We start from the raw sequence: 24,378 nt of genomic DNA on the forward strand, positions 1-24,378 counted from the left end.
CAATGTGGTTGCGGTAAGCAGGGGTAAAAACGTAACCGGAAAAGAGGAAAGAATGAGACAGGGATTTGTGAAAGTTGCAGCGGTAACACCAAAGATCAGGGTTGCCGACACAGGATATAATGCAAAAGTGATCTGCCAGTCTGTTAAAGAGGCGGCAGAGGCGGGAGCAAAAGTGATCGTTCTGCCGGAACTGTGTATCACAGGGTATACCTGTGGGGATCTGTTTTTACAGGAAAAGCTGCTTCGGGAGGCGAAAGAAGAATTATTGCATATCGCAGCATTTACGACAGATGTGGATGCGATCGTATTTGTCGGACTTCCACTTGCATACAAAGGAAAATTATATAACGTGGCAGCGGCATTAAATCGTGGAAAAATTCTTGGTATCGTACCGAAAACCTACCTTCCGAATTATAATGAATTTTATGAAGCGCGCCATTTTACGAGAGGTATGGAAGAAGTGGCCGATGTACGGCTGACCGAAGAATTGACGGTGCCGATGGGAACGAGACAGTTATTTACCTGTCTGGAGCTGCCGGAACTTGTGATCGCAGCAGAACTCTGTGAGGATCTCTGGACGATGAATCCGCCGAGCATCGGACATGCCATGCACGGAGCAACGCTGATCGTAAATCTTTCCGCATCGGACGAGACGACCGGAAAACCGGCTTACCGCAGGGAACTGGTAAAAGGACAGTCGGCAAGACTGCTCTGCGGCTATATCTATGCGAGTGCAGGGGACGGCGAGTCCACACAGGATGTGGTCTATTCCGGGCATAACCTGATCGCAGAAAATGGACGTTTGTTAGCGGAGTCAGAACTTTTTGACGCACAGACGATATCCACCGAGATCGATGTGTCCCGTCTTGCGTCCGAGCGCCGCAGAATGACAACATTTGAGACGGTCACAGAGCCGGTATATCGTGAAAATGTATTTTCCTTACAGATGGAAGAGACAAAGCTGACACGTTATATTGATCCGATGCCGTTTGTGCCGTCCGGAGAGCGCGACCGTACACTGCGCTGCGAGGAGATCTTATCGATCCAGTCGATGGGACTGAAAAAACGTTTAGAGCATACACACTGTAAGTCTGCAGTGATCGGAATTTCCGGCGGACTCGATTCCACGCTGGCACTTCTTGTCACCGTGCGTGCTTTTGATGCGCTCGGAATGGATCACAGTAATATCAAGGCAGTGACCATGCCGGGATTTGGTACGACAGACCGCACTTACGATAATGCAGTATCATTGATCCGCTGTCTGGGAGCTGATTTTATCGAGGTGGATATCAAAGATGCCGTCAACATTCATTTCCGGGATATCGGACAGGATCCGTCGATGCATGACGTGACCTACGAGAACGGACAGGCGAGAGAGCGCACGCAGATTTTGATGGATATTGCAAATAAGTCCGGCGGAATGGTCATCGGAACCGGAGATCTGTCGGAACTTGCACTTGGCTGGGCAACTTACAACGGGGATCACATGTCCATGTATGCGGTCAATGCCTCGGTGCCAAAGACGCTTGTGCGCCATCTGGTGCGCTATTATGCAGATACCTGCGGGGATGAGACGTTAAAACAGGTGCTGCTTGATGTGCTTGACACACCTGTCTCCCCGGAACTTTTACCGCCGGAAGACGGAAAAATTTCACAGAAAACGGAGGACTTAGTCGGCCCTTACGAGCTGCACGATTTTTATCTGTATCATATGCTGCGTCTTTCCTACGCACCGGCAAAGGTTTACCGTCTGGCAAAACAGGCATTTGCCGGAACTTATGACGATGCAACGATTTTTAAGTGGCTGGAGACATTTTACCGCCGTTTCTTTGCGCAGCAGTTTAAACGTTCCTGCCTGCCGGACGGACCAAAAGTCGGAAGTGTTGCGGTATCTCCGCGTGGGGATCTGCGTATGCCGTCCGATGCGTGTGCCTCAATATGGTTAGCGGAACTGGAGGAGTTAAAGGATGCAGTATCGCAGGGATAAAAAAGGAAATGAATTGTCTGTTTTAGGATATGGATGTATGCGTTTTACTAAAAACGGCAGCAGTGTCGATCTTGATAAGGCGGAAAAAGAGGTGATGGCGGCGATCAAAGCAGGTGTTAATTACTTTGACACTGCCTATGTCTATGCAGGCAATGAGGCAGCAGTCGGAGAGATCTTAGACCGCAACCACTGCAGGGAGCAGATCTATCTGGCGACAAAGCTGCCACATTATCTGATCAAGTCTGTCGCAGGTGCGGAAAAGATGTTTCAGGAGGAATTGCGCAGATTAAAAACCGATTATATCGATTATTATCTGATGCATATGCTCACCGATATACCGACCTGGGAAAAATTAAAAAAGATCGGCATGCAGGACTGGATCGAGGAAAAATTAGCGTCCGGTCAGATCAGAAATATCGGATTTTCCTATCATGGAAATACCGAGATGTTCAAACAGCTCGTGGATGCCTGCGACTGGGATTTCTGCCAGATCCAGTACAACTATATGGATGAATACTCACAGGCAGGCGTGGAAGGACTGCGCTATGCAAATGCAAAAGGACTTCCGGTCATCATCATGGAGCCTCTTCGCGGAGGCAGACTGGTAAATCTTTTACCGGAGTCAGCAAAAAAATTGTTCCGCGCTGACAAGGAAGGACGTACACCGGCGCAGCTTGCCCTGAAATGGCTCTATAACCAGCCAGAAGTAACCTGTGTGCTCTCCGGGATGAATTCCATGGAAATGGTGGAGCAGAACCTAAAGACGGCATCTGAGTCCCATGTGGGCTGTCTGACGGCATCAGACGCAGCACTGATCGAACAGGTGAAAGAAGAGATCAAAAAGCATGTCAAAGTCGGCTGTACCGGATGTGGGTATTGTATGCCGTGTCCGCGGGGAGTGGATATTCCGGGAACATTCCGCTGTTATAATGCGATGTATTCGGAAGGGAAAAAATCAGGACGGAAAGATTATTTACAGTGTACGGCATTCCGGAAAGACACCGCAAGCGCATCCCAGTGTGTCGGCTGCGGAAAATGCGAAAAACACTGCCCGCAGCATATTGAGATACGCAAAGAGTTAAAATGTGCAGCGTCAGAATTGGAAGACGTGAAGTATAAGGTAATGAAGTCTGCAATTCAGATTTTAAAATTATGGTAAGACAATAAGAAAAGGATTAGAGAACATATTGGAAAAGAAAAGTTTTGTTTTAAAGGGAAATATCGTATATTCAGGAGAAAACAAGGAACTGTGCAGTATAGAGGGTGGTTATGTTGTATGTGAAAACGGTATCTGCCGCGGCGCATTTGAAAAGTTGCCGAAACAGTATGAAACACTGCCGCTGACCGATTATGGTGATAAGATCATCCTTCCGGGAATGACGGATCTGCATGTGCATGCACCACAGTATACGTTCCGGGCACTTGGCATGGATCTTGAACTTTTAGACTGGCTGAATGTGCATACTTTTCCGGAAGAGGCAAAATATGTGGATATCTCCTATGCAAAAAGAGCATATGGAAGTTTTGTGTCTGATTTAAAGCACAGTCTGACAACGCGTGCCTGCATTTTTGCGACACTTCACAGAGAGGCAACCGTTGCTTTGATGGATCTTTTGGAGGAGAGCGGGATCGTAAGCTATGTTGGCAAGGTAAATATGGACCGTAACGGTGGTGAGAATCTCTGTGAGGCGGATGCGTCTGCTGCGGCAGAAGATACGAAAAAGTGGATTGAGGAGACAGCCGGAAAATATGAGCGTACAAACCCGATCTTAACACCGCGTTTTATTCCAAGCTGTACGGATGAGCTGATGAGAGAACTTGCAAAACTGCAGAAAACGACAGGACTCCGCGTGCAGTCGCATCTGTCGGAAAACCCATCGGAAGTCGCATGGGTAAAAGAGCTTGTCCCGGCAGCGAAAAATTATGCAGATGCCTACGCTGTTTTTGATATGTTCGGAGATAAGGATCACCCGGCAGTCATGGCACACTGTATTTACAGTGAGGATGAGATGGATCTTTTGAAAGAACACGGTGTCTATGTGGCACACTGCCCGGAATCGAACTTAAATCTTTCCTCCGGCATTGCACCGGTCCGAAAGTTCTTAGAGGAAGGTATTGCGGTCGGACTTGGTTCCGACGTGGCGGGCGGATCTTCACTTTCCATGGCAAAAGCTTTGACATTAGCGGTACAGGTATCAAAAATGTACTGGCGTCTGATTGATGAGAAAAGTAAGCCGCTGACATTTGCGGAAGCGTTTTATTTAGCGACAGCCGGAGGCGGCAGTTATTTTGGTAAAGTCGGTACATTTTTAGATGGATATGAATTTGATGCGGTTGTCGCCGAAGATCATATTGCAAAGGATGTAAGGGAGTATACACCGATCCAGAGGACAGAGCGCATGATGTATGATGAGAGTACAATGACGATCTGTGCAAAATATGCAGCCGGATGTGCGTGTGAGCTGTAAAGGTTCAGATAGAGTGAAAATCAGAAAAATTTAGAGGCTCTCCAAATTTGAATGAAAAAGAGTCATAACCGGCAAAATCGGTTATGACTCTTTTTAAAACGAATCAAATATTCAGGAAACATAACGTTTGTATTTAGATCTGGTGAAGTTTGCGCTCATATTTGCGCTCACCGGCCGTCATGCGTGCCGGATTCTGTACATAGACAAGCATGTACATGAAGACTGCCATAATGATTCCGGTAACCACATCAAATACGGAGTGCTGTTTTAAAAACATGGTAGATAAAATAATGCTTACCATAAGAACAGCAGAACCAATACGGATGACCTTTTTATCGCGGAAATTTTCACTGTGCCATACGGCTAAATTGACTGCAATGGAATTGTAAACGTGAATACTTGGGAAAAGGTTCGTCGCAGTGTCCGTTGCGTAGAGGCATTTTACCATATGTACAAACACGTTATCCCGCGCAAAAGTAGTCGGCCTTAAATAATGTCCGTTTGGATAAATGGTGGAGATGACTAAAAAGATCGTCATTCCGGTAAACAACATGGTACATAAACGGAAATATTCGTCTTTATTTTTAAAGTAGAAGTAACCAAGTCCCCACGCAACATATCCAAACCATAAAAAGTATGGAATAATAAAATATTCACAAAATGGAATATAATCATCGAGTGCAACATGGATCACATGAAAATGCGTGGTAACGGTTCTCTCTAAATGACCAAACCATGGCAGATAAATCATGAAATAAAGCAGAAGAAGAGCATGTTTGTTTCTCTCAATAAATGCGTTGACCGCATCGCGTGTCTTCGTTTTCACGGTTTCACCCTCTTTTCATTAATCTCAACGATAGGGATTATAGCACAGCATTTTTTTAGAAACAATTCCCTTTTCCTTATTTTAAGAAAGATTATTTAAAATTTAAGAAAACTTTAAGCTATGACGGGTGTTTTTGGGGAGTTTGACGGTAATTTTTATTACAGATCAATGCGAAAAAAGAACGAATTCTTAATTAAATGTTACGATTTGGACAATTTGTTGACAAGACCTTGCCGGATATTATAATAGAGTAGGTGTCCGTTAGCATATTTTATGCAATACAACATATCTTTACACATAGGATGAAAGGATATTTAGAAAAATGAAAGAGAAAAACAAGCGGAAAATGCATGGAGGTGCGTCAGCAAAAAGTTATACAGGACTGGTGCTCACATGTGTTATGACGGCGATTGCTGTGATTTATGTCGGGTTTGCGATTTATTTTGAAAGTCATTTTTGTTTTGGAACTTCTATTGATGGGATTGCAGTCGGTGGCAGCAATGTGGAAAAAGTCGAGGATGCGATCCGGACTGAGATGAAAAATTACAATCTGACAGTTACTGCACGCGAGGATAAAAATGGAACCATTGCAGGTTCGGATATTGATATGGAGCCGGTATTTCAGGGGGAAATAGAGAAACTTTTAGAGGAGCAGAATGGTTTTGCGTGGCTGATCCTGATGTTCCAGAAGCAGGAGTTTGAACTGGCAAAGGTTGTATCTTATGATGAACAGAAACTGGATGAGGCAGTCAGAAATTTACCATGTATGAAAGATCAGCGCACACCGGTGGATGCGACTTATTCTGATTATACAAGAGAAAACGGGTATGCGCTTGTACCGGCTGATTATGGAACCCAGGTCGATAACGCAAAAGTCAGGAAAGCGGTAAGTGATGCGGTTTTAGTATTGGATGAAACCGTTGATCTGGAGCAGAGCGGCTGTTATTTAGAGCCTGCAATCGGAGATGATGATAAAGATCTGCTGGCTTTGATCGATGCATTAAACCAGTATGTCGGTGTTACGATTACATATGACTTTGGGGATGATAAGGAAATATTGGATGGAACAACGATCAGTACCTGGCTTTCTGAGGGAACCGACGAAAAAGTTTCCATTGATGAGGAAGAAGTCCTTGCCTTTGTAAAGACACTGGCAAAGAAATATAATACTGCCTATTCACCGAAAGAGTTAAAGACTTCCTACGGTACGACGGTTACGATCACCGGTGGTTTTTATGGCTGGAGAATCGATAACGGAGGGGAAGTAGAACAGATTCTGGCAGACTTAAAAGCCGGAAAAGATGTGGAGAGAGAGCCGGTATATCTCACAACGGCAAACAGTCATGGCGAGCATGATTACGGTGATTCTTATGTTGAGATCAATCTGACAAACCAGCATTTATTCCTTTACAAAGACGGAAAACTGGTGGTGGAGAGTGATTTTGTTTCAGGAAATCTTTCAAAAGGACATGACACCCCGACAGGTGCATTCGGACTGACTTATAAAACCATGAATGCAGTCTTAAGAGGTCCGGATTATGAGACACCGGTTACCTACTGGATGCCGTTTAACGGCGATGTGGGTATGCATGATGCAACCTGGCGTAACAAGTTTGGTGGAAGTATTTATAAGACTGGTGGTTCCCATGGATGTATCAATCTGCCTGCATCAGCAGCAAAGAAGATCTATGAGACGATCGACAAGGGATATGCTGTTTTAGTATACCGTATGCCGGGTGACAATCCGACTGTTGTGCAGCAGCCGCAGGCGGATGTTCCATCTGTGATCAATGCGATCAGTATTATCGGGCCTGTAACATTAGAGAGCGAAACAGCAATCGTGAATGCGAGAAATATGTACAACTCACTTTCAGATGCAGACAAGGCTCAGGTAACAAATTATGACACACTGACAGCGGCAGAGGCAGCACTTGCGGTATTGAAGGCACAGCAGCCGGCTGATGGAGGGCAGCAGCCAGATCAGAGCCAGCCACAGGATCAGAGCCAGCCACAGGATCAGAGCCAGCAGCCAGACCAGAGCCAGCCACAGGATCAGAGCCAGCAGCCAGACCAGAGCCAGCTACAGGATCAGAGCCAGCAGACGGACGGAAGCCAGCAGGATCAAAGCCAGCAGACGGACGGAAGTCAGCCACAGGGATGATGAAAACAATTTAACAGATACAGGTCAAAGCAAAAAAAGCTCCTGCGCATTAACCAAGCGCAGGAGCTTTTTGCTGCCAATGGATTGATAAACGATCAATAACGTTTTATGGAAGGTTTAGGAGCTGCTGTAGTATTCGTTCCGAAAGAATGCTGCTTTGGATGTGAAACTTCTTTTGCTGCAGTATTGTGGGCAGATACAGAACCTTTGCGTGGTACGCTGCAGCCTAACAGAACGCTGACTGCTTCATGCATTTCCGGATGTGCACGATAGGCTTCAATGATCGTCCGCTCAGAAGGTGTCACATGAAAATTCTCATTGCTGTCATAGCCGAATGCTTCAAGGATATCTGTGATATTATATAGATCGCAGAGTGTTAAAAGGATATCTGCGCTTGGATTTGCCTGTCCGCTTTCCCATCCGTAAATCGTTTTGGGAGCGGCGGTAAAAGAACGATCCTCTAACAGGATAGAAACATCATTTACAGACAGGTGATTCCGTTTACGATATTCTTTTAAAACTTTTGCTATATTCTGATTCCGCATATTGATCTCCGTTCTGTTGCATTTAAAGCAGCCAAAATGCTTTTTAATCGTATCATATCCCACCTCATTTTATCAGTCAATGAGTTCTTAATTGCAGAGAAAAATATAATTGCAATTCCTAAAGTTAAAGAATAGAATAAGAAAAAACAGATTTTTGTAGAAGAGGTGCGATAACATGGGAAAATCAAAAGTGACGGATTATATGATCCGGTATATTGAAGAAAACCGGATGGATGCAAAATCGCTGGCGGCACATGCGGGCATCGATGCAGGAAAATTGCGGAAGGATTATAAGGAACCGCTGGATGCGGAGGAATTTCTTTCACTCTGCGCATATCTTGGTATCAGACCGGAACAGGTACAGCGGATGCTGTGAACCACTATTTGCCTCCGACATAATTACGTGCAATGCGTAAACAGCATCAGGGTATAAATATCGGTAAGATGTACATACTGATCACATAGAGAACATGATATAAAAATGTTTGGAAATGGAGATTCGTATGAGCATGCAGACGGGAAAACAGAGTATTTGTTTTGAAACGCCGCCTTATATTGTAAGCAGCGCAAGTATTGTCGGAAAAAAAGAGGGGGAGGGACCTCTTGGAGCCTGTTTTGATCTGATCGGGGAGGATGATAAATTTGGGCAGGACACCTGGGAAGAGGCAGAGAGTACCCTGCAGAAAGAGGCTTTCGGAATGGCAGTCGGAAAAGCAGGACTGAAAAAAGAAGAGATCCGTTATCTTTTTTCCGGAGATCTTTTAGGACAGAATATTGCCACTTCGTTTGGACTCATGGATTACCAGGTGCCGCTCTTTGGCCTGTATGGTGCGTGCAGTACCTGCGGCGAGGCGCTTTCCCTTGGAGCAATGTGTGTTGCTGCAGGATATGCGGATTACGTTGTGGCGATGACATCGAGCCATTTTGCCAGCGCCGAAAAGCAGTTCCGGTTTCCACTTGAATATGCGAACCAGAGACCAATGTCAGCAACCTGGACGGTGACAGGAAGTGGTGCGTATGTGCTTGGAAAAAGAAAGAGCAATGCGTGTATTACCGGCATCACGACCGGAAAGATCATCGATTATGGCATTAAGGATTCCATGAATATGGGGGCGGCAATGGCACCTGCGGCAGCAGATACGATCTGCCAGAACTTAAAAGATTTCGGGCGCAGGCCAGAGGACTATGATCACATTATTACCGGGGATCTAGGCAGTGTTGGAAGGGAGATCCTGATCGATCTTTTGAAAAAAGAAGGATACGATATCAGTGAGATGCATTTAGACTGCGGTATGCTGATCTATGAGAGCAAAGCGCAGGGAACCGGGGCAGGAGGTTCCGGATGCGGGTGTTCTGCCGTAACACTTGCCGGGCATTTTTTAAAACAGGTCGAGCAGGGAAAATTACAGCGTATCCTGTTTGTGCCGACCGGGGCACTTCTTTCCACGGTGTCTTTTAATGAAGGAAAAACGGTGCCAGGGATTGCACATGGAGTCGTGATCGAACATGCAGATTAAAAGAGAGAAAGAGGTGTAGAATTATGGATTATATCAATGCATTCTGGGTTGGAGGGGCAATCTGTGCACTGGTGCAGATCTTAATGGAAAAAACAAAGATGCTTCCCGGAAGGATCATGGTGATGTTAGTGTGTCTTGGCGCACTGCTTGGGGCACTTGGGATCTACCAGCCGTTTATTGAATTTGCGGGAGCCGGGGCAAGTGTGCCGCTGCTTGGATTTGGGAATACCCTGTTTAAGGGAGTGAAAGAAGCGGTGGACGAGTATGGATTTTTAGGAATTTTTTTAGGTGGACTAAAAGCAAGTGCCGCTGGTATTTCAGCGGCACTGATCTTCGCATATCTGGCAAGTATTATTTTTCAGCCTAAGATGAAGAAATAGATATTATAAATATTTTTTGATCTCTTCGATCAATGCGGTATATTCCTCATCGGAAAGAAATTTTTCGCCCGGATTCATGGCAAAAGTGCCGCCCCACTCGTAACCGTCTGTATATTTTGGAACGAGATGGAAGTGGAGATGATGGCCGGTATCACCGTAAGCACCGTAGTTGACTTTCTGCGGATGAAATGCCTTGTGAAGTGCTTCTGCCACATGATTAATATCTTCAATGTAAGCGGCGCGTTCCTCAGCGGTCAGTTCAGTGATCTCACTGACATGTTTTTTGTGAGCGACGATCACACGGCCTTTGTGGCTCTGCTCCTTGAAAAGATAAACTTTTGAACTTGGCAGTTCACAGATTTTAATACCAAACTGGGCGACTAATTCGCCCTCTATACAATATGCACAATTCTGATCCATAAGAAACCTCCCGTGTCTGTTTTTTATTATTTAATATTGAAAAAAAGGTCTGCACAAATCATCGACCGGTGCAGACCTGATTTTTTTAAATTATTTCTGGTTGAAGTGAACAGCGAAACCTGCGATCTCGTCTTTTAAGTAAGCAACAGTAAGCTCACCTTTGTCATTGTATTTGAAAGAAGATTCGTCAAATACAAAACCACGTTTTTCAAGATGATAAATCGCGCGGTCTAAGTAGTTGGTCTGAATGCAGATATGACCATTGGTTCCGCGTCCCGGATTCTTCATCATTTCAATTAAAGAACCTACGAACATGGAGCTGTTTCCAACTTTTACATTCTCGCCAAGTAAGGTGGCGAATTTTGCAGACTCTGCAGCAGCTACTTCCTCAGAAGCGTTGTTAACACCTACATGTAACAGTTTGAATCCTAACATGGTAGAAACAGCCTCTTTTGTTAAAGCTGTAATGCCATCCCAGTCTTTTGCAGCGATCATGTCTTTGTTTACCATCCAGGAACCACCGCATGCGATGATCTTTTTGAAATCAAGGTAGCTTGTTAAGTTCTTTGCGTTGATACCGCCGGTCGGCATGAATTTCATCTTTGTGTAAGGAGCTGCCATGGATTTGATCATGGAAAGTCCGCCTGCAGCTTCTGCCGGGAAGAATTTCACAACGTCAAGACCAAGCTCGATTGCAACTTCTACGTCGCTTGGGTTAGAGCATCCAGGAGTTACCGGGATTCCTTTTTCAACACAGTATTTTACAACTTTTGGATTTAAACCAGGGCTTACGATGAATTTTGCACCTGCGTTTACAGCGCGGTCAACCTGCTCTGTGGTAAGAACAGTACCTGCACCTACTAACATCTCCGGGAACTGCTCGGACATGATGCGGATAGATTCCTCAGCAGCTGCTGTACGGAAAGTAACTTCTGCACATGGGAGACCACCGTCGCATAATGCTTTTGCTAAAGGTGCAGCATCCTCTACATTGTCAAGTGCGATAACCGGGATAATACCGATTTTGGAAAACTCTTCTAATACTTTGTTCATAATTCTTCTCCTTTATTTTGAATAATTTTAAGGTTCTTAAATTGGTTTCATAATATGAAACATTGTTTCATACAACGGTACAATAGTATTATAACATTACAAAATGCCTTGTCAATAATTTAAGGAAAGAAAATGTTGTATTTTGCAAAAAACAAAAATTTGACTTTTATTGGAATGTCATGTTATGATGTCATATGGTTTCATATAATGAAACAATAATGTGAATTATGAAACCTAAAAGACAGGTATTGGAAAAATAACTGATACCTTACATAGAATATGAGGTAATTATGGCAGAACAGAAAGAAACAAAAAATCCGGTGCAGTCGGCAGAGCGCATTTTTCAGGTAATGGAAATGCTGGCCGATCACGGTGAGATGGGACTGATGGAGATCAGCACAGCGTTAGGACTTCACAAAAGCACGGTACATCGCCTTCTGATGTCTTTAGTCTATATGGGATATGCAAAACAGGACGAGGTATCCCAGAAGTATATGCTTTCTTATAAAATAGTCAGCATGGCAGGAAAAATGCTTGACCGCATGGATATTTTACAGGTTGCAAAACCTTATATGGAGCGTTTGTCTGATATCAGCGGGGAAACAGTGCATTTAGTTCAGCGGGAAGGAAACAATATTTTATATATTTATAAAATAGAAGCAAAAATCGGTACGATCCGCATGGTGTCCCATGTGGGGATGGTCCATCCGATGTATTGTTCCGGTGTGGGCAAGGCAATCATGGCAGAACTTCCGGAGTCGGAAGTGAAACAGATCTGGAATGAGAGCATCATCGAAAAAAAGACGGAGCATACGATCACGGATTATGATGATATGCTTAGTGTATTAAAAGAAGCAAAAAAGAACGGTTATGCACTTGATGATGAGGAAAATGAAGAAGGTGTACGGTGTATTGCTGCAAGCCTCAGGGATTATCATAATGAAGTAAAATATGCATTCAGTATTTCCGGACCGACCAGCCGGATGACGCGAGAACGGGTGGAGGAGTTATCTGTGGATGTCAGAAAAGTACAGGAAGAATTATCCATGGAATTAGGCTGGTATAGAAAATAGCAGAGATGGTCATACTATCCTTGAAAAGGTGATGGTTCAGAGAGTTTTTGAACCGTTACAAATAATTTCTTGTAAAGTAAAGGAGAAGAATGACCATGAAAAAGTTTAAAATGCTTGCGGCATGCCTGGTGCTTACATTGTCTCTTAGCGCACTGACCGCATGCGGCACAAACAGAAACAACACAAATACCAATAACAGTGGTAACAATCCGGCAGCCGGTACAGAAAACCGTGTCAATGAAAACACAAATAACGGTATCAATAATACCGAAAATGGTATGAATGATACCAATGTGAATGGAACAAATGGTACCGTGAATGACACGGATACGAACGGCACAAATACAAATAACACAAACGCGAATGGTGCAGACACAGACGGTGGTGCTGTTGTGGATGATGTGGTGGATGGCGTCGGCGATGCTGGCAAAGACATTATTGACGGTGTGGAAAACGGCGTGGATGACGCGACAGGAAACAATAATAATAACGGTAACACAACGGATAACAGTGCAAAATAACGGATGAGAAATTTCCGGGTATGGCCTTTTGGTGAAAGGGCTGCCCGGATTTTTTGTGTCAAAAATCCTTAAATAAAAATGAAATCTTTCTGATTTTCTTGTGATTGCAGATGTTTTGCGGTACAATGTCTTAAATAAGTCTGCTTTGGGCAGAGATATGGAAAAATTCAGGAGCGTATTCAGATGAATAATAATGATTATAGAGAAATAACTGAGGATGATGTAACAACCGTATCCACAGATCAGAAAGAGGAAATGAACGGACAGGAAAGCGTCAATGATACCCCTGACGTGTCAGAAAATGAAAAGGAAACCGTGCAGGCGGAAGTGACAAATTCAGACGCATCGGATGAAAAAGAGCCGGAGTATGAGGATATCTGCTACATCTGCCGCAGACCGGAGCATATTGCAGGAAAGATGATAAAGATCCCGAACAACATCTGTATCTGTCAGGACTGTATGCAGAAAACGTTTGACAGTATGAACCAGACCGGATTTTCCATGGATGATATGCTGAACATGAATATGGGAAAAATGCCAAATATCAGCATGATCAATCTTTCAGATCTGCAGGGGATGCAGGGATTTATTCCGAATAACCAGAAAATCAAAAAGAAAAAGCCGAAAGAAAAGAAAGAGCCGGTACTTGATATCAAAAAGATCCCGGCACCACATAAAATCAAGGCATCGTTGGATGAGTACGTAGTTGGACAGGAGCATGCAAAGAAAGTCATGTCCGTCGCTGTTTATAATCACTATAAGAGGATCGCATCCGATGAGAAGGACGGCATCGAGATTGAAAAGTCCAATATGTTAATGATTGGACCGACCGGTTCCGGTAAGACTTATTTGGTAAAGACACTTGCAAAGCTTTTAGATGTGCCGCTTGCCATCACAGATGCGACGTCCCTGACAGAGGCAGGGTATATCGGTGATGACATCGAGAGTGTTGTCAGCAAACTGCTTGCAGCAGCGGACAATGATGTTGAGCGCGCGGAACACGGTATTATCTTTATTGATGAGATCGACAAAATCGCAAAGAAACGCAACACCAATCAGCGTGATGTCAGCGGAGAGTCCGTGCAGCAGGGAATGTTAAAACTGTTAGAGGGTGCGGAGGTAGAAGTGCCTGTCGGAGCCAGCAGCAAGAATGCCATGGTACCCATGACAATGGTCAACACCAAAAATATTCTGTTTATCTGTGGAGGCGCGTTCCCGGAGTTAGAGGATATCATTAAGGAACGCCTCAATAAATCCGCATCGATCGGTTTTAAATCCGAGCTTAAGGATAAATACGACCAGGATGAAAATATTCTGCAGAAGGTGACCATAGAGGATGTGCGCAAATTTGGCATGATACCGGAGTTCTTAGGACGTCTGCCGATCATGTTTACCTTAGAAGCGCTCACAGAAGATATGTTAGTGCGCATCTTAAAGGAACCGAAAAATGCGATCTTAAAACAGTACCAGAAACTGCTTGCCATGGATGAAGTCAGACTCGAATTTGAGGATGACGCACTGATGGCGATCGCAAAGCAGGCAAAGGAAAAGAAAGTCGGTGCGCGTGCACTCCGTGCGATCATCGAGGATTTTATGCTCGATATCATGTATGAGATTCCGAAAGATGACAATATCGGCATGGTGACCATCACAAAAGAGTATGTGGAGAAAAAGGGCGGACCGCTCATTACCATGCGTGGCTGTGCACAGATTGCTGCTGTTGAATGAGACGATGAAAGAATGATTCTGAAATGGGGAAAAATCTTTTTTACAGACTGAGAAAAAGATTTTTCCTCATTTTGAATTTGAAGAATATGGTAAAAAAGTGTTCACACTATGATTAAGTATGGTACAATAGTACTAATCGAAAAAATGGAGGAGTGAAAATAGCAAAAGAGAAAAGAGAAAAAAGAAAGAAATAAGAAAGCAGGAAACAGACAGGGCATACAGTTTCAGATCCAGAGTAAGATCGGTGCCTCCATTATTGTGGTTATGGCAGTGATTGCTGTACTGGTAGTAGTGGTGGTTTACAATCTGCTGATCAAAGCCAACAACACAGAGCTGCGGCAGGATTCTGAAGCGATATCACTTCAAGTGGAAAAATAATTTTCACTGTTTGAGCGCATGGTAGAACAGCTTGCACTGGATGAAGATGTGCAGACAATTCTGACCACTACCAAAGCTGGACAGAAAATGACAGAGAACGAGGTATATCCAGCGGTACTAAAGAAGCTTGTTGCAGTGGCAGGACTTGACACGGAAAATATTCAGGGTGTATTCACGGCGGATTTGGACAGTAATGCATCCATTACATCAGCAGGCGGTATTTCCGGCGATGATTATGACTGTACGACCCGCACATGGTACAGCTGTACGCAGACAGGAGAAACTATGCTGACAAAGACCTATGTTGCTGCAAGTACAGGAAAAACAATCTTAAGTGCGGTAACACCTGTATTTGACGAGAAAGATACGGTTGTCGGTGTCGTTGGAATAGACGTAGGGCTGGACACAGTCATGAATATGATGGGGAATTATACGATCGGTGCAAATGGATATTCCATGCTGTTGACAAGTGATGGAACTTTTGTATATCATCCGAATGCAGATCTGATTGATACTATGATTCAGGATATGAATATTTCAGACAGTGTAAGCACTGCGATCAGCAATCAGTCAGAACAGCTTTTGAAATATAAGGTAAACGGTGAACAAAAATATGGAAGACAGCAAGAAGCAGATGGCACAGATGCGTGAGGCAATGGACAAAATTCAGGAATCCTCGAAACAGGTTGTCGGTGTCATCAAGGCAATTAAAGATATTGCAAGCCAGACAAATATTTTATCATTGAATGCATCTATTGAAGCTGCACGCGCAGGCGAGGCGGGCAAAGGCTTTGCAGTGGTAGCAGGAGAGATCGGCGGTCTTGCAGATGAGAGTGCCGATGCGGTAAATACGACACGTAACCTGATCAACGTATCACTCGATGAGATTGAAAAGGGAAATACGATCGTAAATGATGTCATTGCATCTTTGGACAACGCGGTAGAGCGTGTTCGTATTGCAAACGGAATGATTCAGGAGACAGCACAGGTGGCAGATGTACAGATGAAGAGTATCGACCAGATCCGTGACGGCATCAGGGATATGTCACAGGTGGTTTCTGATAACTCTGCTATGGCAGAGGAGACTTCAGCAACAAGTGAGGAGCTGGCAGCACAGTCAGTTACATTAAATGAACTTGTACAGAAATTCGAATTAGAATAATATTTGTGGTTCTAAAATAAAAAATTCCGGCATCTATTTAGTAATTGAATAGATGACCGGAGTTTTTTTATTTATGGCGGATTGCAGGGAACAGGTGTATTCTGACGAATTTTTTGATTTTATTGTATCTTATGAGGAAACGAATGAACAGACGATCGCAGGGGCGTGTATCCAGAGAATTGATGAAGGATATGATATTTTTTATTATCCAAGGGAGGGATTGCCTCCGCTTAGTGTAGGCAGTTATTCTTATTCAGAGATTCCAAAGTGTTATGGATTGCTGGATCAGACGGCACTTGAGGTGTCCGGTATTTTAAAAATGCAGAACCAGCCCGTTCTCGCCTTAAAGGGAAGAGGTGTATTGATAGGTTTTATTGATACCGGTATTGATTATACAAATCCGGCATTTCGATACAGTGACGGGAGCAGCCGGATCGTCCGTATCTGGGATCAGACCATACAGGATGGAACGCCGCCTGTTGGTATTTTGTATGGAGCAGATTATACAAGAGAACAGATCAATGCGGCATTGCTTTCGGAAAATCCGTATGATGTGGTGCCGTCGCGTGATATGAACGGACATGGCACATTTCTTGCAGGAGTGGCATGTGGAAGTGAGAGTGAAAACGGTGACTTTATCGGGGCGGCGCCGCAGTCTGAGATCATCATGGTAAAGTTAAAGGAGGCAAAACAGTATCTTCGGGATTTCTTTTTTGTGAAAGACGGCGTTCCGGCATATCAGGAAAACGACATTATGATGGCGGTTTCCTATTTAAATGGAGTTGCAAATATTTTAAATCGTCCGCTTGTCATCTGTGTGGCACTTGGAAACAGTGCAGGAAGTCATGCAAGCGAGGGATTTCTGCCATCTTATCTGAATTATATCTGTGGAAGAAGAAAGCGTGTGGTCGTGACTGCAACTGGAAATGAAGCCAATGCAAGACATCATTTTCAGGGGCGTATCATTGGAGAGATGGAACATGAGGATGCGGAGATCACGGTGGAGGAAAATACAAAAGGCTTTTTTGTGGAATTGTGGGCATCTGCACCGGAACTGTATGCAGTCACCATAATATCGCCTTCGGGGGAGCAGATTCCACGGATTCTGGTGCGCCGTGGAGCGTCAGAGCAGTTTAATTTTATTTTTGAGGGAACAACAATTACGGTGGATTACCGGATCGATACAAAAGAGACGGCAAGCCAGCTCATATTTTTCCGTTTTATCCGACCGACACCTGGATTGTGGACGATACGCATTTTCCCGCAGCTGACAGTGACGGGAAACTATCATCTCTGGCTGCCGCTGCGGGAGCTGACGGATGGAAATAATTTTTTTCTTCGTTCCAATCCGGAGATTACACTGACTTCTCCGAGTGCGGCAAGGCAGGTGATCACGGTGGGCGGTTATCAGGCATCAAATACCAGTATCTATGCGGATTCCGGCAGGGGTTATACGATAACCGGGGAGATCAAACCGGATTTTGTGGCACCGGCAGTGGATGTCTATGGTCCCGGGCTTCTTGGTAACTTTATCACCTTTACGGGAACAAGTGCAGCTGCTGCGATCACGGCAGGAGCCTGCGCGCAGATCATGCAGTGGGCGATCGTGGATCAGAACAATACAGTCATGTCGAATACTTCCATCAAAAATATGCTGATCCGAGGCACGGCTAAACCGGAAAACCGGACCTATCCAAACAGAGAGTGGGGATATGGGACACTCGATGTGTTTGGGGCATTTCAGAATCTGAGGCTGTGATAAAAGCAACGGAATATTTATTTAGAAATTGTTTAGAAAAAACAGCAGGGGTGTCACTGAGAATTGATGAATATCTGAGTTACTGTGGAGAAGTATCTGAGTTATTAAAAAATCAGACAGCATCACAGAATGTTTCTACACAGGATGCAGACGGCAAAGATGCAGACAGTTATGTATCGACGATCGGAAGTTCCGATGCAGTAATGCCAAGTGAAAATTATAATGATATCTTAAAAGAAATCCAGAAAACAAAAGCAGAAGCTGGTCAGTCCCAGAGTTACTCAGAAAACGCAGGACAGACATCCGGAACAGGAACATCCGGACAGACCACACAGGCATCCGGAACTGGTGCGGCTGGAAATACCGGAGGCGGTGGAGACAGCGATGATGAGACCACAACAACAAAGACAGTTGTGATCAATGGCGTTACTTATCTTGAAACAACGACTGTGGAGAACGGTGTCAAAAGCGTACAGAGAACTGCAATCAGTGGAGTTGGTGAAGAGTAGTGACTATCAAAAAAATCCGAAGGATTAACGTGAACCTTCGGATTTTTTTGCTACAATCAGGAAATACCATTGTATGATATTTTTTGCATGATATCAACAAATGTTAAAATAGCATTGTATGAAATTCTTTATATGATATCAGCAAATGTTAAAATAAAATTGCTTGCAATTTATTACATGATATGATAAGATGTCTATTGTTCGAGCAATTCGAAAACAGAATAAGCCGGCGTGGCGGAATGGCAGACGCACCAGACTCAAAATCTGGCGGTGGCAACATCGTATGGGTTCAAGTCCCATTGCCGGCACTCAATGGCGCGAAGCCGAACCCGGTGTACTTTTTCAAGAAAGTGTTCGCCGTGGTGGTAAACTTCACGCGGAAATAGCGAAAAATAAAAGCGTCAGGGCTTAGGCTCTGGCGCTTTTGTTATGCCCGGTCGTCTCTCGATAGGGCTCGAGAAATAGAGCCTGCTCAGCTCGGCAGCTATCACCGTTCCTCTCTGGCCTCCTCGGCCGCGTGGCTATTGTTTACGGGTTGCACGGGACTGGCTGCGGCGCCTGCTGCCTTCTTGTCTCGTTTTAAGGTTTTCACATTAAAAACCAGCAAAACTTGTCAGCTATCACTCAGACCGGGCTTGATCTGTTCATTATGCGCACCCCTCTGAATTTTCACGGGCTTGGGACCGTCCTCGGCTTCATTAGTGCCCCGCATTGCTGCGGGTGTTATCTTTCCCCCATGTCTTTGTATACAAGGTCGGTTATGTATGCGTTTGTACTTGGGTAGCCTCTTGACTTGGCCCATGCTGCGATTCGATCTTTGTCACCGGCCGGAACCGTGATCGGGATCCGGTCCTTGTTTTCCCGCTGCCATGTGTTCTTGTACTTGGTGCGGGCCGCCGCCAGTTCTTCCGGCGTCTTGGTTGCTTTTCTTCCCACGGTGTCGCCTCCTATTCCTCCACCTCGTAGCCGTTTTTCTTGGCCCAGTTTATAGCTCCGCGCTTTGTTTTCCAGTTATTCGGTGCATAGTGTAAAACATGGTTTTCGCTTACGCTTTTCAGTCCGTAATACTGAGAAGCGGTTCCTTTGTTGATTGTGTACGTTGTGACTTTCATGTGCTGTCTCCTTATTTTCTGCGGTTTTCCTTGTTTCTGATATTATAATACTATATCGTGTGCAAGATAACAATACACACACTCACCAAACCTCTGCCGGAGCTTTTGTCTATCTTGCACAAGATATTAAAATAATGGAAAGCAGCCTCTAAAATGCCCCAGAACGCAAAAAAGGCGCCCACTCGATAAAATTACCGGGTGAGCGTCTTTGTGTCAATTCTGGCCGTCTGTGGCTTATTCTGTGGCCGTTTCCGTGGCTTTGGCAGCCTTTACCTCAGCAGTAGCCTGAGCGACTGCCGTCTGGGCTACCGTAGCAGCTACCGAGGCAGCAGCGGTGGCAGCAGTAGTGGCGATCTGTGTCTGCTTTTCCTCAGTGGCAGCAGGTGCCGTTCTCTTATCCTCCCTGACGAGGGTTTCGATCGTAGAGGCGAGCCACTTGTCAAAATCTCCGTAAGCCTCAGCGATCACTCGTTTGGCTTCGTCGGTGATAAGAGCGGTAGCGGTGTCTTTTGCTTTCTGCAATGCCGTGAGCTGGGCCTCTTTGTCGAACTTACCCTGCGCCTTTAATGCGTCGACGTAGGTCTGGAAGGTTGTCTGTACGGCTTTCGTTACGGCGTCGCTTGCGAGATCCACATACTTGCGGACAGTTGCGTCGTTAATGTTTGCCGTGATTTCCTGCGTCTTTTTTCTCAGCCATGCAACCGCGAAGCCTGAGAGAGCCAGCAGCAGAGGCAAAATAACCATTGACATGAGTGTGTTGAGAGTTTCCTGATCCATTCCGTTGCCCTCCTTATGCTAATTCAAGATCGGAGATTTTCACCCAGCTTGTGATCTCTTTCAAGAGGGCGCGATCTCCGTCGATTTTCTGTACCGTGTATTTTCTGGACTTCACCCAGCTCGGGATCGTCTGGCCGGTTGCGTACTTTGTGGCCGAGTTCTTTACCTTGACTGTTTTGCCCTCCGCAATAGAGCCAGAGGCGGCAGCAGTAGAGGCTCCCGCAATGTCTGAGGCATTTACCCAGCCGTAAACGGTCGATCCCGATCCATTGACTGCAATCAGGTGGTAAGGGTGCTTTGTACCCTCTGCGGTGTCTGTTACCTTTGCTTTTCCAGCCTTGCAGGAAGGACCGCTGGTAGCGTTCGCACTTGCGTAGTGCTTGGATCCGGTAAAGTTTACAATATCACCCTTTGAGTATTTCAGACCTCCACCGTTGCCAGATCCAGATCCGGCGCTGGTTGCCTTGCTGCTGTACTCAGGCACTCCGTAGCCTCTAATATAGCGGCCGTTTACAGCAATTTCGCGATAGCTTACTGAGTCGCTCTTGTTTCCCTCGATAATCTTGATCGTGTTGCCTGATACGCTCACTACAATGCCGACATGCTCAGGCCAGCCGGTATCGTCGCCGACTCCGTTGTCGTCCCAGTCGTAAAAAATAACGTCGCCGGTGCTCGGTCTGTATGCGTCATTTTCTACCCATGCGCCGAGCTTCTGGAAAAGCTGGATCATCTGGCCGCAGCCGCACTCGGTCGGGATAATGTCAGTAAGTCCCGTTTTAATAGCCATAGCTGAGACAAAAGTCGCGCACCATGAGTCCGTATATTTTACGGCGTAGTTTCTGGCGAGGGGCTTGTGGCTATTGTAAAGATCAATAATTTTCTTGTGGCTGCCGTTGCTTTCCTTGCAGCCCAGATAGGAAACGGCTGCATTGACGTAGCTCTGTCTTAATTCTTTTTCTGTCATTATGGTGTACCTCCTTCATAGTTAGAGCCCGGATCATATTCTCCGGGCTCAGTGTTCTGCTTTTTAGATTGTTCTAACTCCTTTTGACGCCTGATAGTGTCGAGCTTGATCTCATTCTCAGCCTTAGCCTTCCAAAAATAAAAACCGGTAGCAGCAGAAAGCTCGGTAAATATTCCCGGTATGATGTAGGCAAGCGGCGAGGTGTCGCCGGTTCTCCACATGAGGGCAAAAGAAAAGACCACGATCACGACGGTGGCACCAGCTACCGCTCGTAATATGGTCTTAGAAAATTCTTTTCTAGGTTTCCGCATTTGATCGCCTCCGATCCGTCTGTATGTTGTGCTCACGTTCGAGGTGTTCGTCAATGCGGTTGTGCGCGCTTTTGGCTGACTCATGGGCTCGGCCGGCTGTGTTACTAATTCCGGCGAGCTGGTTGCTGATCTCGTCGATCCGGCCCTCCAGTCGTTGCACGTCTCTGTTGAGCTGGCCCTCAATACGGCCGACGCTTTCCTTGATGTAGCGCAGGTCCGTTTCCAGAGCTCCGGCGGCTTTCCCGTCTGCTTTGGTTACTGACTGGCGCCCAAAATAGAAAGTAGCGACAGAGAGACAGAGCCCGGCCACCGTGATGAAAATGCTCAGATCTGTCATAGGATCCCTCCTTCCTCAAAAATGCCGGCGGCCTTCAGGCGTCCGATCATGTTGCCGGTCGCTTCCTCCAGTTGCTCGGTTTTTTCGTTCTGAGCCACGGCCTCATATTGCTCGAGTCTGGAGTGCAGATCGGCATTGATCTGGGCCATGTTGGAAATTATTGCGTTTTGCATTTCAATAATTTCGAGGTTACTCATTGTCTACCACCTGCCCTTCGGTGGTCTCGAGCGTCTCAATCGCTGCCTGCAGGTCGTTGATCTGCTTGCGATATTCAGCTCGCTGGACGCGTGTCGGCTCGTACTCCTCATCTGTGAGGGCACCGTCGGCATGTTTCAGGGCCTTATAATCTGTCGCAGCGAGTAACTGCTGTAAGCCTCTGATTTCTGCCTCCATTTCTTCTCTGGTTCTCATGGTTGTGGTCCTCCTTTCCATTGATCTATAAACAGCCTATTAAATAGGCGGTCCATGCTTTGCACGGTTCTGTATGCGTCCCGGTGCGACATGCTGCCACGCCATGAGGCGTAGGAACGTCGAACCTCGTCAAAGGTCAGGACGCCAGAAGCTACGAGAGCCGCCTGCCTTTTCAGCTTTCGGCGTTCTCTGGTGATACTGTCACGGCACGGCTTTTTGATGATCCGGCCGGTTTCTGTGATATAAAAATGAGTTTTCAAAAATGTAAAGCCGTGTTTGAGGTCTACAATTTTTGTTTTCTTCTCATTGATAACTATGCCATATTCCGAGTATATCGTCCGGAGCTTTTCGAGACATTCCTCGAGGTATGCAATGCTATGGTGTAGCAGATAGGTGTCGTCCATATATCTGCCATAGCCCCGGATCCTGAGCACTTCCTTCGCGTAATGGTCCGCGCGATTTGGAAGCATTACGGCGTTGATCTGGCTCGTTTCGCTTCCCAGCCCGAGGCCTTTATCGCCGAAGGCAGAAATAAAGCTCATTCCCAGAGCTATAACACGCGGATCCGTGAAGATCTGCCGGTATATCTCAAAAAGTGGCTCATGTGCCACATTCCCGAAGTAGTCCGAGAAGTCAATCAGAAGTATGCCGCCTTCGCGTCCGTATTTCCTGAAATGCCTCCGCAAGTGAGTCGTCAGTCTGTTGGTCGCGAACTGGGTGCCTTTCCCTTGCTGACTCGCCCCGTTGTCATAAATCAGGGAGCGGGTGAAAGTGGGGTATATGATGTTGGTGCAAAATGATTTTTGCACAACCCTCTCGGAAAAATGCACGCTTTTGATGTGCCTCAGCTTGCCGCGTTCGCATATATCAAAGCAGATAAAGCCGCGGCGTATATCTTTCCCAGCAAGCAGCTCGGCGCGTGTTTTGGATATATTAAAAAGCAGCAAAGAGTTGTACCTCTGGACGCTGGCTTTCCAGTCGACGCCCTTCGAGGCTTCCCTTGCTGCTTCATACAGAGAGTTCAGTGAGGCCACGCGCTCAAAATCATCATATTTCCCGATTGTTTCCTGCCTCTTTTTCAGCCTTGCGGCTTTCCGTCTCTGGTATCGTTGTTCTCGTCTTTCTTCGCTTGTCACAATTTAACTCATTCCTTTGTTATTACCCAGCACGGCTGTCATGCGTTTAATTAGCCGCATAGTACAACGGGTATGAAACGCGGAGAACTCGCACAAACTCCGCGCCATGCAAGCAGCGTCCACCCGGTAGCGTCTGGGCTCTTATTTACGCCTTGACGGCGAGGGTTATTTGCTCCTTCCTTCCACTCTGGCACTGATTTCGATTTTTCTACTCTGTCTGGCATATAGGTGGAATCAGACCGGGACGTAAAGCTCGTTGCTGGCGTTCCAGTTGTTGGAGTTCCCGTTGTTGTTGACGTTCACGCAATTAGTCGAGTTGCCACTCCTGACAGAAGCGGTCCACCAGTTGCAGCGGCCGCGTGACACTTTTCAGCAAATAACCCGAGTTTATTATCTGGCTCTTATTTTGTCGTTTTTCCTCCAGCCTTTCAGGTCGTCGATCTCTTGACTCAATAAGTTCGTGATTTCTTCGAGGCTTGCGGCCGTGGCCGAAGGCACGCACCTGATAAGGCGGGAGAGTTTTCTCTGTAATTGGTAGCCGTTCGCGATCGCCTTTTGGGCGTATGCCTTACGGCTTGCGAGATCCTGATCGTTCATGGCATAGATACTGTTCGCGGCGATTATGTTGTCGTTCAGCTCGTCAATTTTCTTGATAAGATCCTGACCGATCATAAAACGCCACTTTTTAGGCACATACCTCTCATTCATAGCATAGAGCGTTACAAGATCTTGGAGTTTCTCGGCGTTCGCAAGGACGTCGAACGGCGTCTTTTTACGGTTTCTGGTGTATACGTTACTCATTCTATGCCTCCAGTTACCCGGCTACACGAGGTAGCCGGATTT

28 protein-coding genes and 1 tRNA gene are annotated in these 24,378 nt (G+C 45.8%); 15 read left to right on the forward strand and 14 right to left on the reverse strand.

Features of this window, described 5'->3' with window-relative positions; genetic code table 11:
* Positions 1 to 52 precede the first annotated feature (52 nt).
* From RIL182_RS04840 to RIL182_RS04850, 3 genes are read left to right on the forward strand one after another with little or no spacing between them, the layout of a single operon-like run.
* On the forward strand, positions 53 to 1,987 hold the full coding sequence (locus RIL182_RS04840; RefSeq protein WP_015561231.1) for an NAD(+) synthase: 1,935 nt from the start codon (positions 53 to 55) through the stop codon (positions 1,985 to 1,987).
* Positions 1,968 to 3,146 carry an aldo/keto reductase gene (locus RIL182_RS04845; protein ID WP_006855516.1) on the forward strand — a complete coding sequence of 393 codons (1,179 nt, stop codon included), beginning with the start codon at positions 1,968 to 1,970 and terminating at the stop codon, positions 3,144 to 3,146. Before RIL182_RS04840 ends, RIL182_RS04845 begins: the two co-directional genes overlap by 20 nt.
* A gap of 28 nt (positions 3,147 to 3,174) precedes the next feature.
* On the forward strand, positions 3,175 to 4,455 hold the full coding sequence (locus RIL182_RS04850) for an amidohydrolase family protein (protein ID WP_006855515.1): 1,281 nt from the start codon (positions 3,175 to 3,177) through the stop codon (positions 4,453 to 4,455).
* Positions 4,456 to 4,588: 133 nt separating this feature from the next.
* On the opposite strand, the gene RIL182_RS04855 is transcribed toward RIL182_RS04850, so the two are convergent.
* Positions 4,589 to 5,206: a phosphatase PAP2 family protein gene (locus tag RIL182_RS04855; RefSeq protein WP_049938240.1), complete on the reverse strand. Its 618-nt coding sequence runs from the start codon at positions 5,204 to 5,206 to the stop codon at positions 4,589 to 4,591.
* Positions 5,207 to 5,603: 397 nt separating this feature from the next.
* Between RIL182_RS04855 and RIL182_RS04860 the strand changes: the two genes are divergently transcribed.
* Positions 5,604 to 7,442, forward strand: a complete 1,839-nt coding sequence (locus RIL182_RS04860) for a L,D-transpeptidase family protein (protein ID WP_006855512.1) — start codon at positions 5,604 to 5,606, stop codon at positions 7,440 to 7,442.
* Positions 7,443 to 7,537: 95 nt separating this feature from the next.
* Here RIL182_RS04860 and RIL182_RS04865 read toward each other — a convergent pair whose 3' ends face one another.
* A complete protein-coding gene (locus tag RIL182_RS04865; protein ID WP_006855511.1) occupies positions 7,538 to 7,987 on the reverse strand; it encodes a helix-turn-helix transcriptional regulator in 450 nt (149 codons plus the stop codon).
* Between the two features lie 175 nt (positions 7,988 to 8,162).
* Between RIL182_RS04865 and RIL182_RS04870 the strand changes: the two genes are divergently transcribed.
* The 3 genes from RIL182_RS04870 to spoVAE all read left to right on the forward strand — a co-directional run bounded on the left by RIL182_RS04870 (position 8,163) and on the right by spoVAE (position 9,884).
* The gene (locus tag RIL182_RS04870) at positions 8,163 to 8,363 is read left to right on the forward strand and encodes a helix-turn-helix domain-containing protein (protein ID WP_006855510.1); all 201 of its coding nucleotides are present in this window, start codon (positions 8,163 to 8,165) and stop codon (positions 8,361 to 8,363) included.
* A gap of 127 nt (positions 8,364 to 8,490) precedes the next feature.
* Positions 8,491 to 9,504 (forward strand): stage V sporulation protein AD, encoded by a 1,014-nt coding sequence (spoVAD, locus tag RIL182_RS04875; protein WP_022112804.1) that lies wholly within the window; start codon positions 8,491 to 8,493, stop codon positions 9,502 to 9,504.
* Between the two features lie 23 nt (positions 9,505 to 9,527).
* Positions 9,528 to 9,884: a stage V sporulation protein AE gene (gene spoVAE / locus RIL182_RS04880; protein ID WP_006855508.1), complete on the forward strand. Its 357-nt coding sequence runs from the start codon at positions 9,528 to 9,530 to the stop codon at positions 9,882 to 9,884.
* 3 nt (positions 9,885 to 9,887) lie between these two features.
* Here spoVAE and RIL182_RS04885 read toward each other — a convergent pair whose 3' ends face one another.
* Together RIL182_RS04885 and RIL182_RS04890 are read right to left on the reverse strand one after the other, a co-directional pair.
* A complete protein-coding gene (locus RIL182_RS04885; RefSeq protein WP_006855507.1) occupies positions 9,888 to 10,304 on the reverse strand; it encodes an HIT family protein in 417 nt (138 codons plus the stop codon).
* A gap of 90 nt (positions 10,305 to 10,394) precedes the next feature.
* Positions 10,395 to 11,357, reverse strand: coding sequence for a bifunctional 4-hydroxy-2-oxoglutarate aldolase/2-dehydro-3-deoxy-phosphogluconate aldolase (locus tag RIL182_RS04890; protein WP_006855506.1), 963 nt, complete (start codon positions 11,355 to 11,357; stop codon positions 10,395 to 10,397).
* Between the two features lie 290 nt (positions 11,358 to 11,647).
* On the opposite strand from RIL182_RS04890, the gene RIL182_RS04895 reads away from it, so the two are divergent.
* From RIL182_RS04895 to RIL182_RS04925, 8 genes are all read left to right on the forward strand, one after another.
* Positions 11,648 to 12,430 carry an IclR family transcriptional regulator gene (locus RIL182_RS04895; protein WP_006855505.1) on the forward strand — a complete coding sequence of 261 codons (783 nt, stop codon included), beginning with the start codon at positions 11,648 to 11,650 and terminating at the stop codon, positions 12,428 to 12,430.
* Between the two features lie 95 nt (positions 12,431 to 12,525).
* Positions 12,526 to 12,951 (forward strand): hypothetical protein, encoded by a 426-nt coding sequence (locus tag RIL182_RS04900; protein ID WP_242655456.1) that lies wholly within the window; start codon positions 12,526 to 12,528, stop codon positions 12,949 to 12,951.
* A 183-nt stretch (positions 12,952 to 13,134) separates the two neighbouring features.
* Positions 13,135 to 14,679 (forward strand): ATP-dependent Clp protease ATP-binding subunit ClpX, encoded by a 1,545-nt coding sequence (gene clpX / locus RIL182_RS04905; protein WP_006855503.1) that lies wholly within the window; start codon positions 13,135 to 13,137, stop codon positions 14,677 to 14,679.
* 396 nt (positions 14,680 to 15,075) lie between these two features.
* Positions 15,076 to 15,708: a PDC sensor domain-containing protein gene (locus RIL182_RS21605; RefSeq protein WP_006855502.1), complete on the forward strand. Its 633-nt coding sequence runs from the start codon at positions 15,076 to 15,078 to the stop codon at positions 15,706 to 15,708.
* The gene (locus RIL182_RS21610) at positions 15,671 to 16,219 is read left to right on the forward strand and encodes a methyl-accepting chemotaxis protein (protein ID WP_242655455.1); all 549 of its coding nucleotides are present in this window, start codon (positions 15,671 to 15,673) and stop codon (positions 16,217 to 16,219) included. The genes RIL182_RS21605 and RIL182_RS21610 overlap by 38 nt, the downstream gene beginning before the upstream one ends.
* A gap of 73 nt (positions 16,220 to 16,292) precedes the next feature.
* A complete protein-coding gene (locus tag RIL182_RS04915; RefSeq protein WP_242655454.1) occupies positions 16,293 to 17,978 on the forward strand; it encodes a S8 family peptidase in 1,686 nt (561 codons plus the stop codon).
* A gap of 50 nt (positions 17,979 to 18,028) precedes the next feature.
* Positions 18,029 to 18,487, forward strand: a complete 459-nt coding sequence (locus RIL182_RS04920) for a hypothetical protein (RefSeq protein WP_242655453.1) — start codon at positions 18,029 to 18,031, stop codon at positions 18,485 to 18,487.
* A gap of 225 nt (positions 18,488 to 18,712) precedes the next feature.
* Positions 18,713 to 18,795 (forward strand) — tRNA-Leu (locus RIL182_RS04925).
* Between the two features lie 415 nt (positions 18,796 to 19,210).
* On the opposite strand, the gene RIL182_RS04930 is transcribed toward RIL182_RS04925, so the two are convergent.
* From RIL182_RS04930 to RIL182_RS04970, 10 genes are all read right to left on the reverse strand, one after another.
* Complete coding sequence (locus tag RIL182_RS04930) at positions 19,211 to 19,423, reverse strand: hypothetical protein (RefSeq protein ID WP_006855497.1); 213 nt, start codon at positions 19,421 to 19,423, stop codon at positions 19,211 to 19,213.
* Between the two features lie 11 nt (positions 19,424 to 19,434).
* Positions 19,435 to 19,599: a hypothetical protein gene (locus tag RIL182_RS21155; RefSeq protein ID WP_006855496.1), complete on the reverse strand. Its 165-nt coding sequence runs from the start codon at positions 19,597 to 19,599 to the stop codon at positions 19,435 to 19,437.
* A 234-nt stretch (positions 19,600 to 19,833) separates the two neighbouring features.
* A complete protein-coding gene (locus RIL182_RS04935) occupies positions 19,834 to 20,376 on the reverse strand; it encodes a hypothetical protein (protein ID WP_006855495.1) in 543 nt (180 codons plus the stop codon).
* Between the two features lie 13 nt (positions 20,377 to 20,389).
* Positions 20,390 to 21,340, reverse strand: a complete 951-nt coding sequence (locus RIL182_RS04940; RefSeq protein WP_134523066.1) for a CHAP domain-containing protein — start codon at positions 21,338 to 21,340, stop codon at positions 20,390 to 20,392.
* The gene (locus tag RIL182_RS04945) at positions 21,340 to 21,651 is read right to left on the reverse strand and encodes a hypothetical protein (protein ID WP_006855492.1); all 312 of its coding nucleotides are present in this window, start codon (positions 21,649 to 21,651) and stop codon (positions 21,340 to 21,342) included. The genes RIL182_RS04940 and RIL182_RS04945 overlap by 1 nt, the downstream gene beginning before the upstream one ends.
* A complete protein-coding gene (locus RIL182_RS04950; RefSeq protein WP_006855491.1) occupies positions 21,638 to 21,988 on the reverse strand; it encodes a hypothetical protein in 351 nt (116 codons plus the stop codon). Before RIL182_RS04950 ends, RIL182_RS04945 begins: the two co-directional genes overlap by 14 nt.
* On the reverse strand, positions 21,985 to 22,185 hold the full coding sequence (locus RIL182_RS04955; RefSeq protein ID WP_006855490.1) for a hypothetical protein: 201 nt from the start codon (positions 22,183 to 22,185) through the stop codon (positions 21,985 to 21,987). Before RIL182_RS04955 ends, RIL182_RS04950 begins: the two co-directional genes overlap by 4 nt.
* Positions 22,178 to 22,420 carry a hypothetical protein gene (locus RIL182_RS04960; RefSeq protein WP_134523068.1) on the reverse strand — a complete coding sequence of 81 codons (243 nt, stop codon included), beginning with the start codon at positions 22,418 to 22,420 and terminating at the stop codon, positions 22,178 to 22,180. Before RIL182_RS04960 ends, RIL182_RS04955 begins: the two co-directional genes overlap by 8 nt.
* Entirely contained in the window at positions 22,396 to 23,535 is a 1,140-nt protein-coding gene (locus RIL182_RS04965; protein WP_134523070.1) for an RNA-directed DNA polymerase, read from the reverse strand. Before RIL182_RS04965 ends, RIL182_RS04960 begins: the two co-directional genes overlap by 25 nt.
* A 390-nt stretch (positions 23,536 to 23,925) precedes the next feature.
* Positions 23,926 to 24,336: a hypothetical protein gene (locus RIL182_RS04970; RefSeq protein ID WP_006855486.1), complete on the reverse strand. Its 411-nt coding sequence runs from the start codon at positions 24,334 to 24,336 to the stop codon at positions 23,926 to 23,928.
* Positions 24,337 to 24,378 lie beyond the last annotated feature (42 nt).

The sequence above is a fragment of the Roseburia intestinalis L1-82 genome (assembly GCF_900537995.1).
In the GTDB taxonomy this organism is placed as follows: Bacteria; Bacillota; Clostridia; order Lachnospirales; family Lachnospiraceae; genus Roseburia; species Roseburia intestinalis.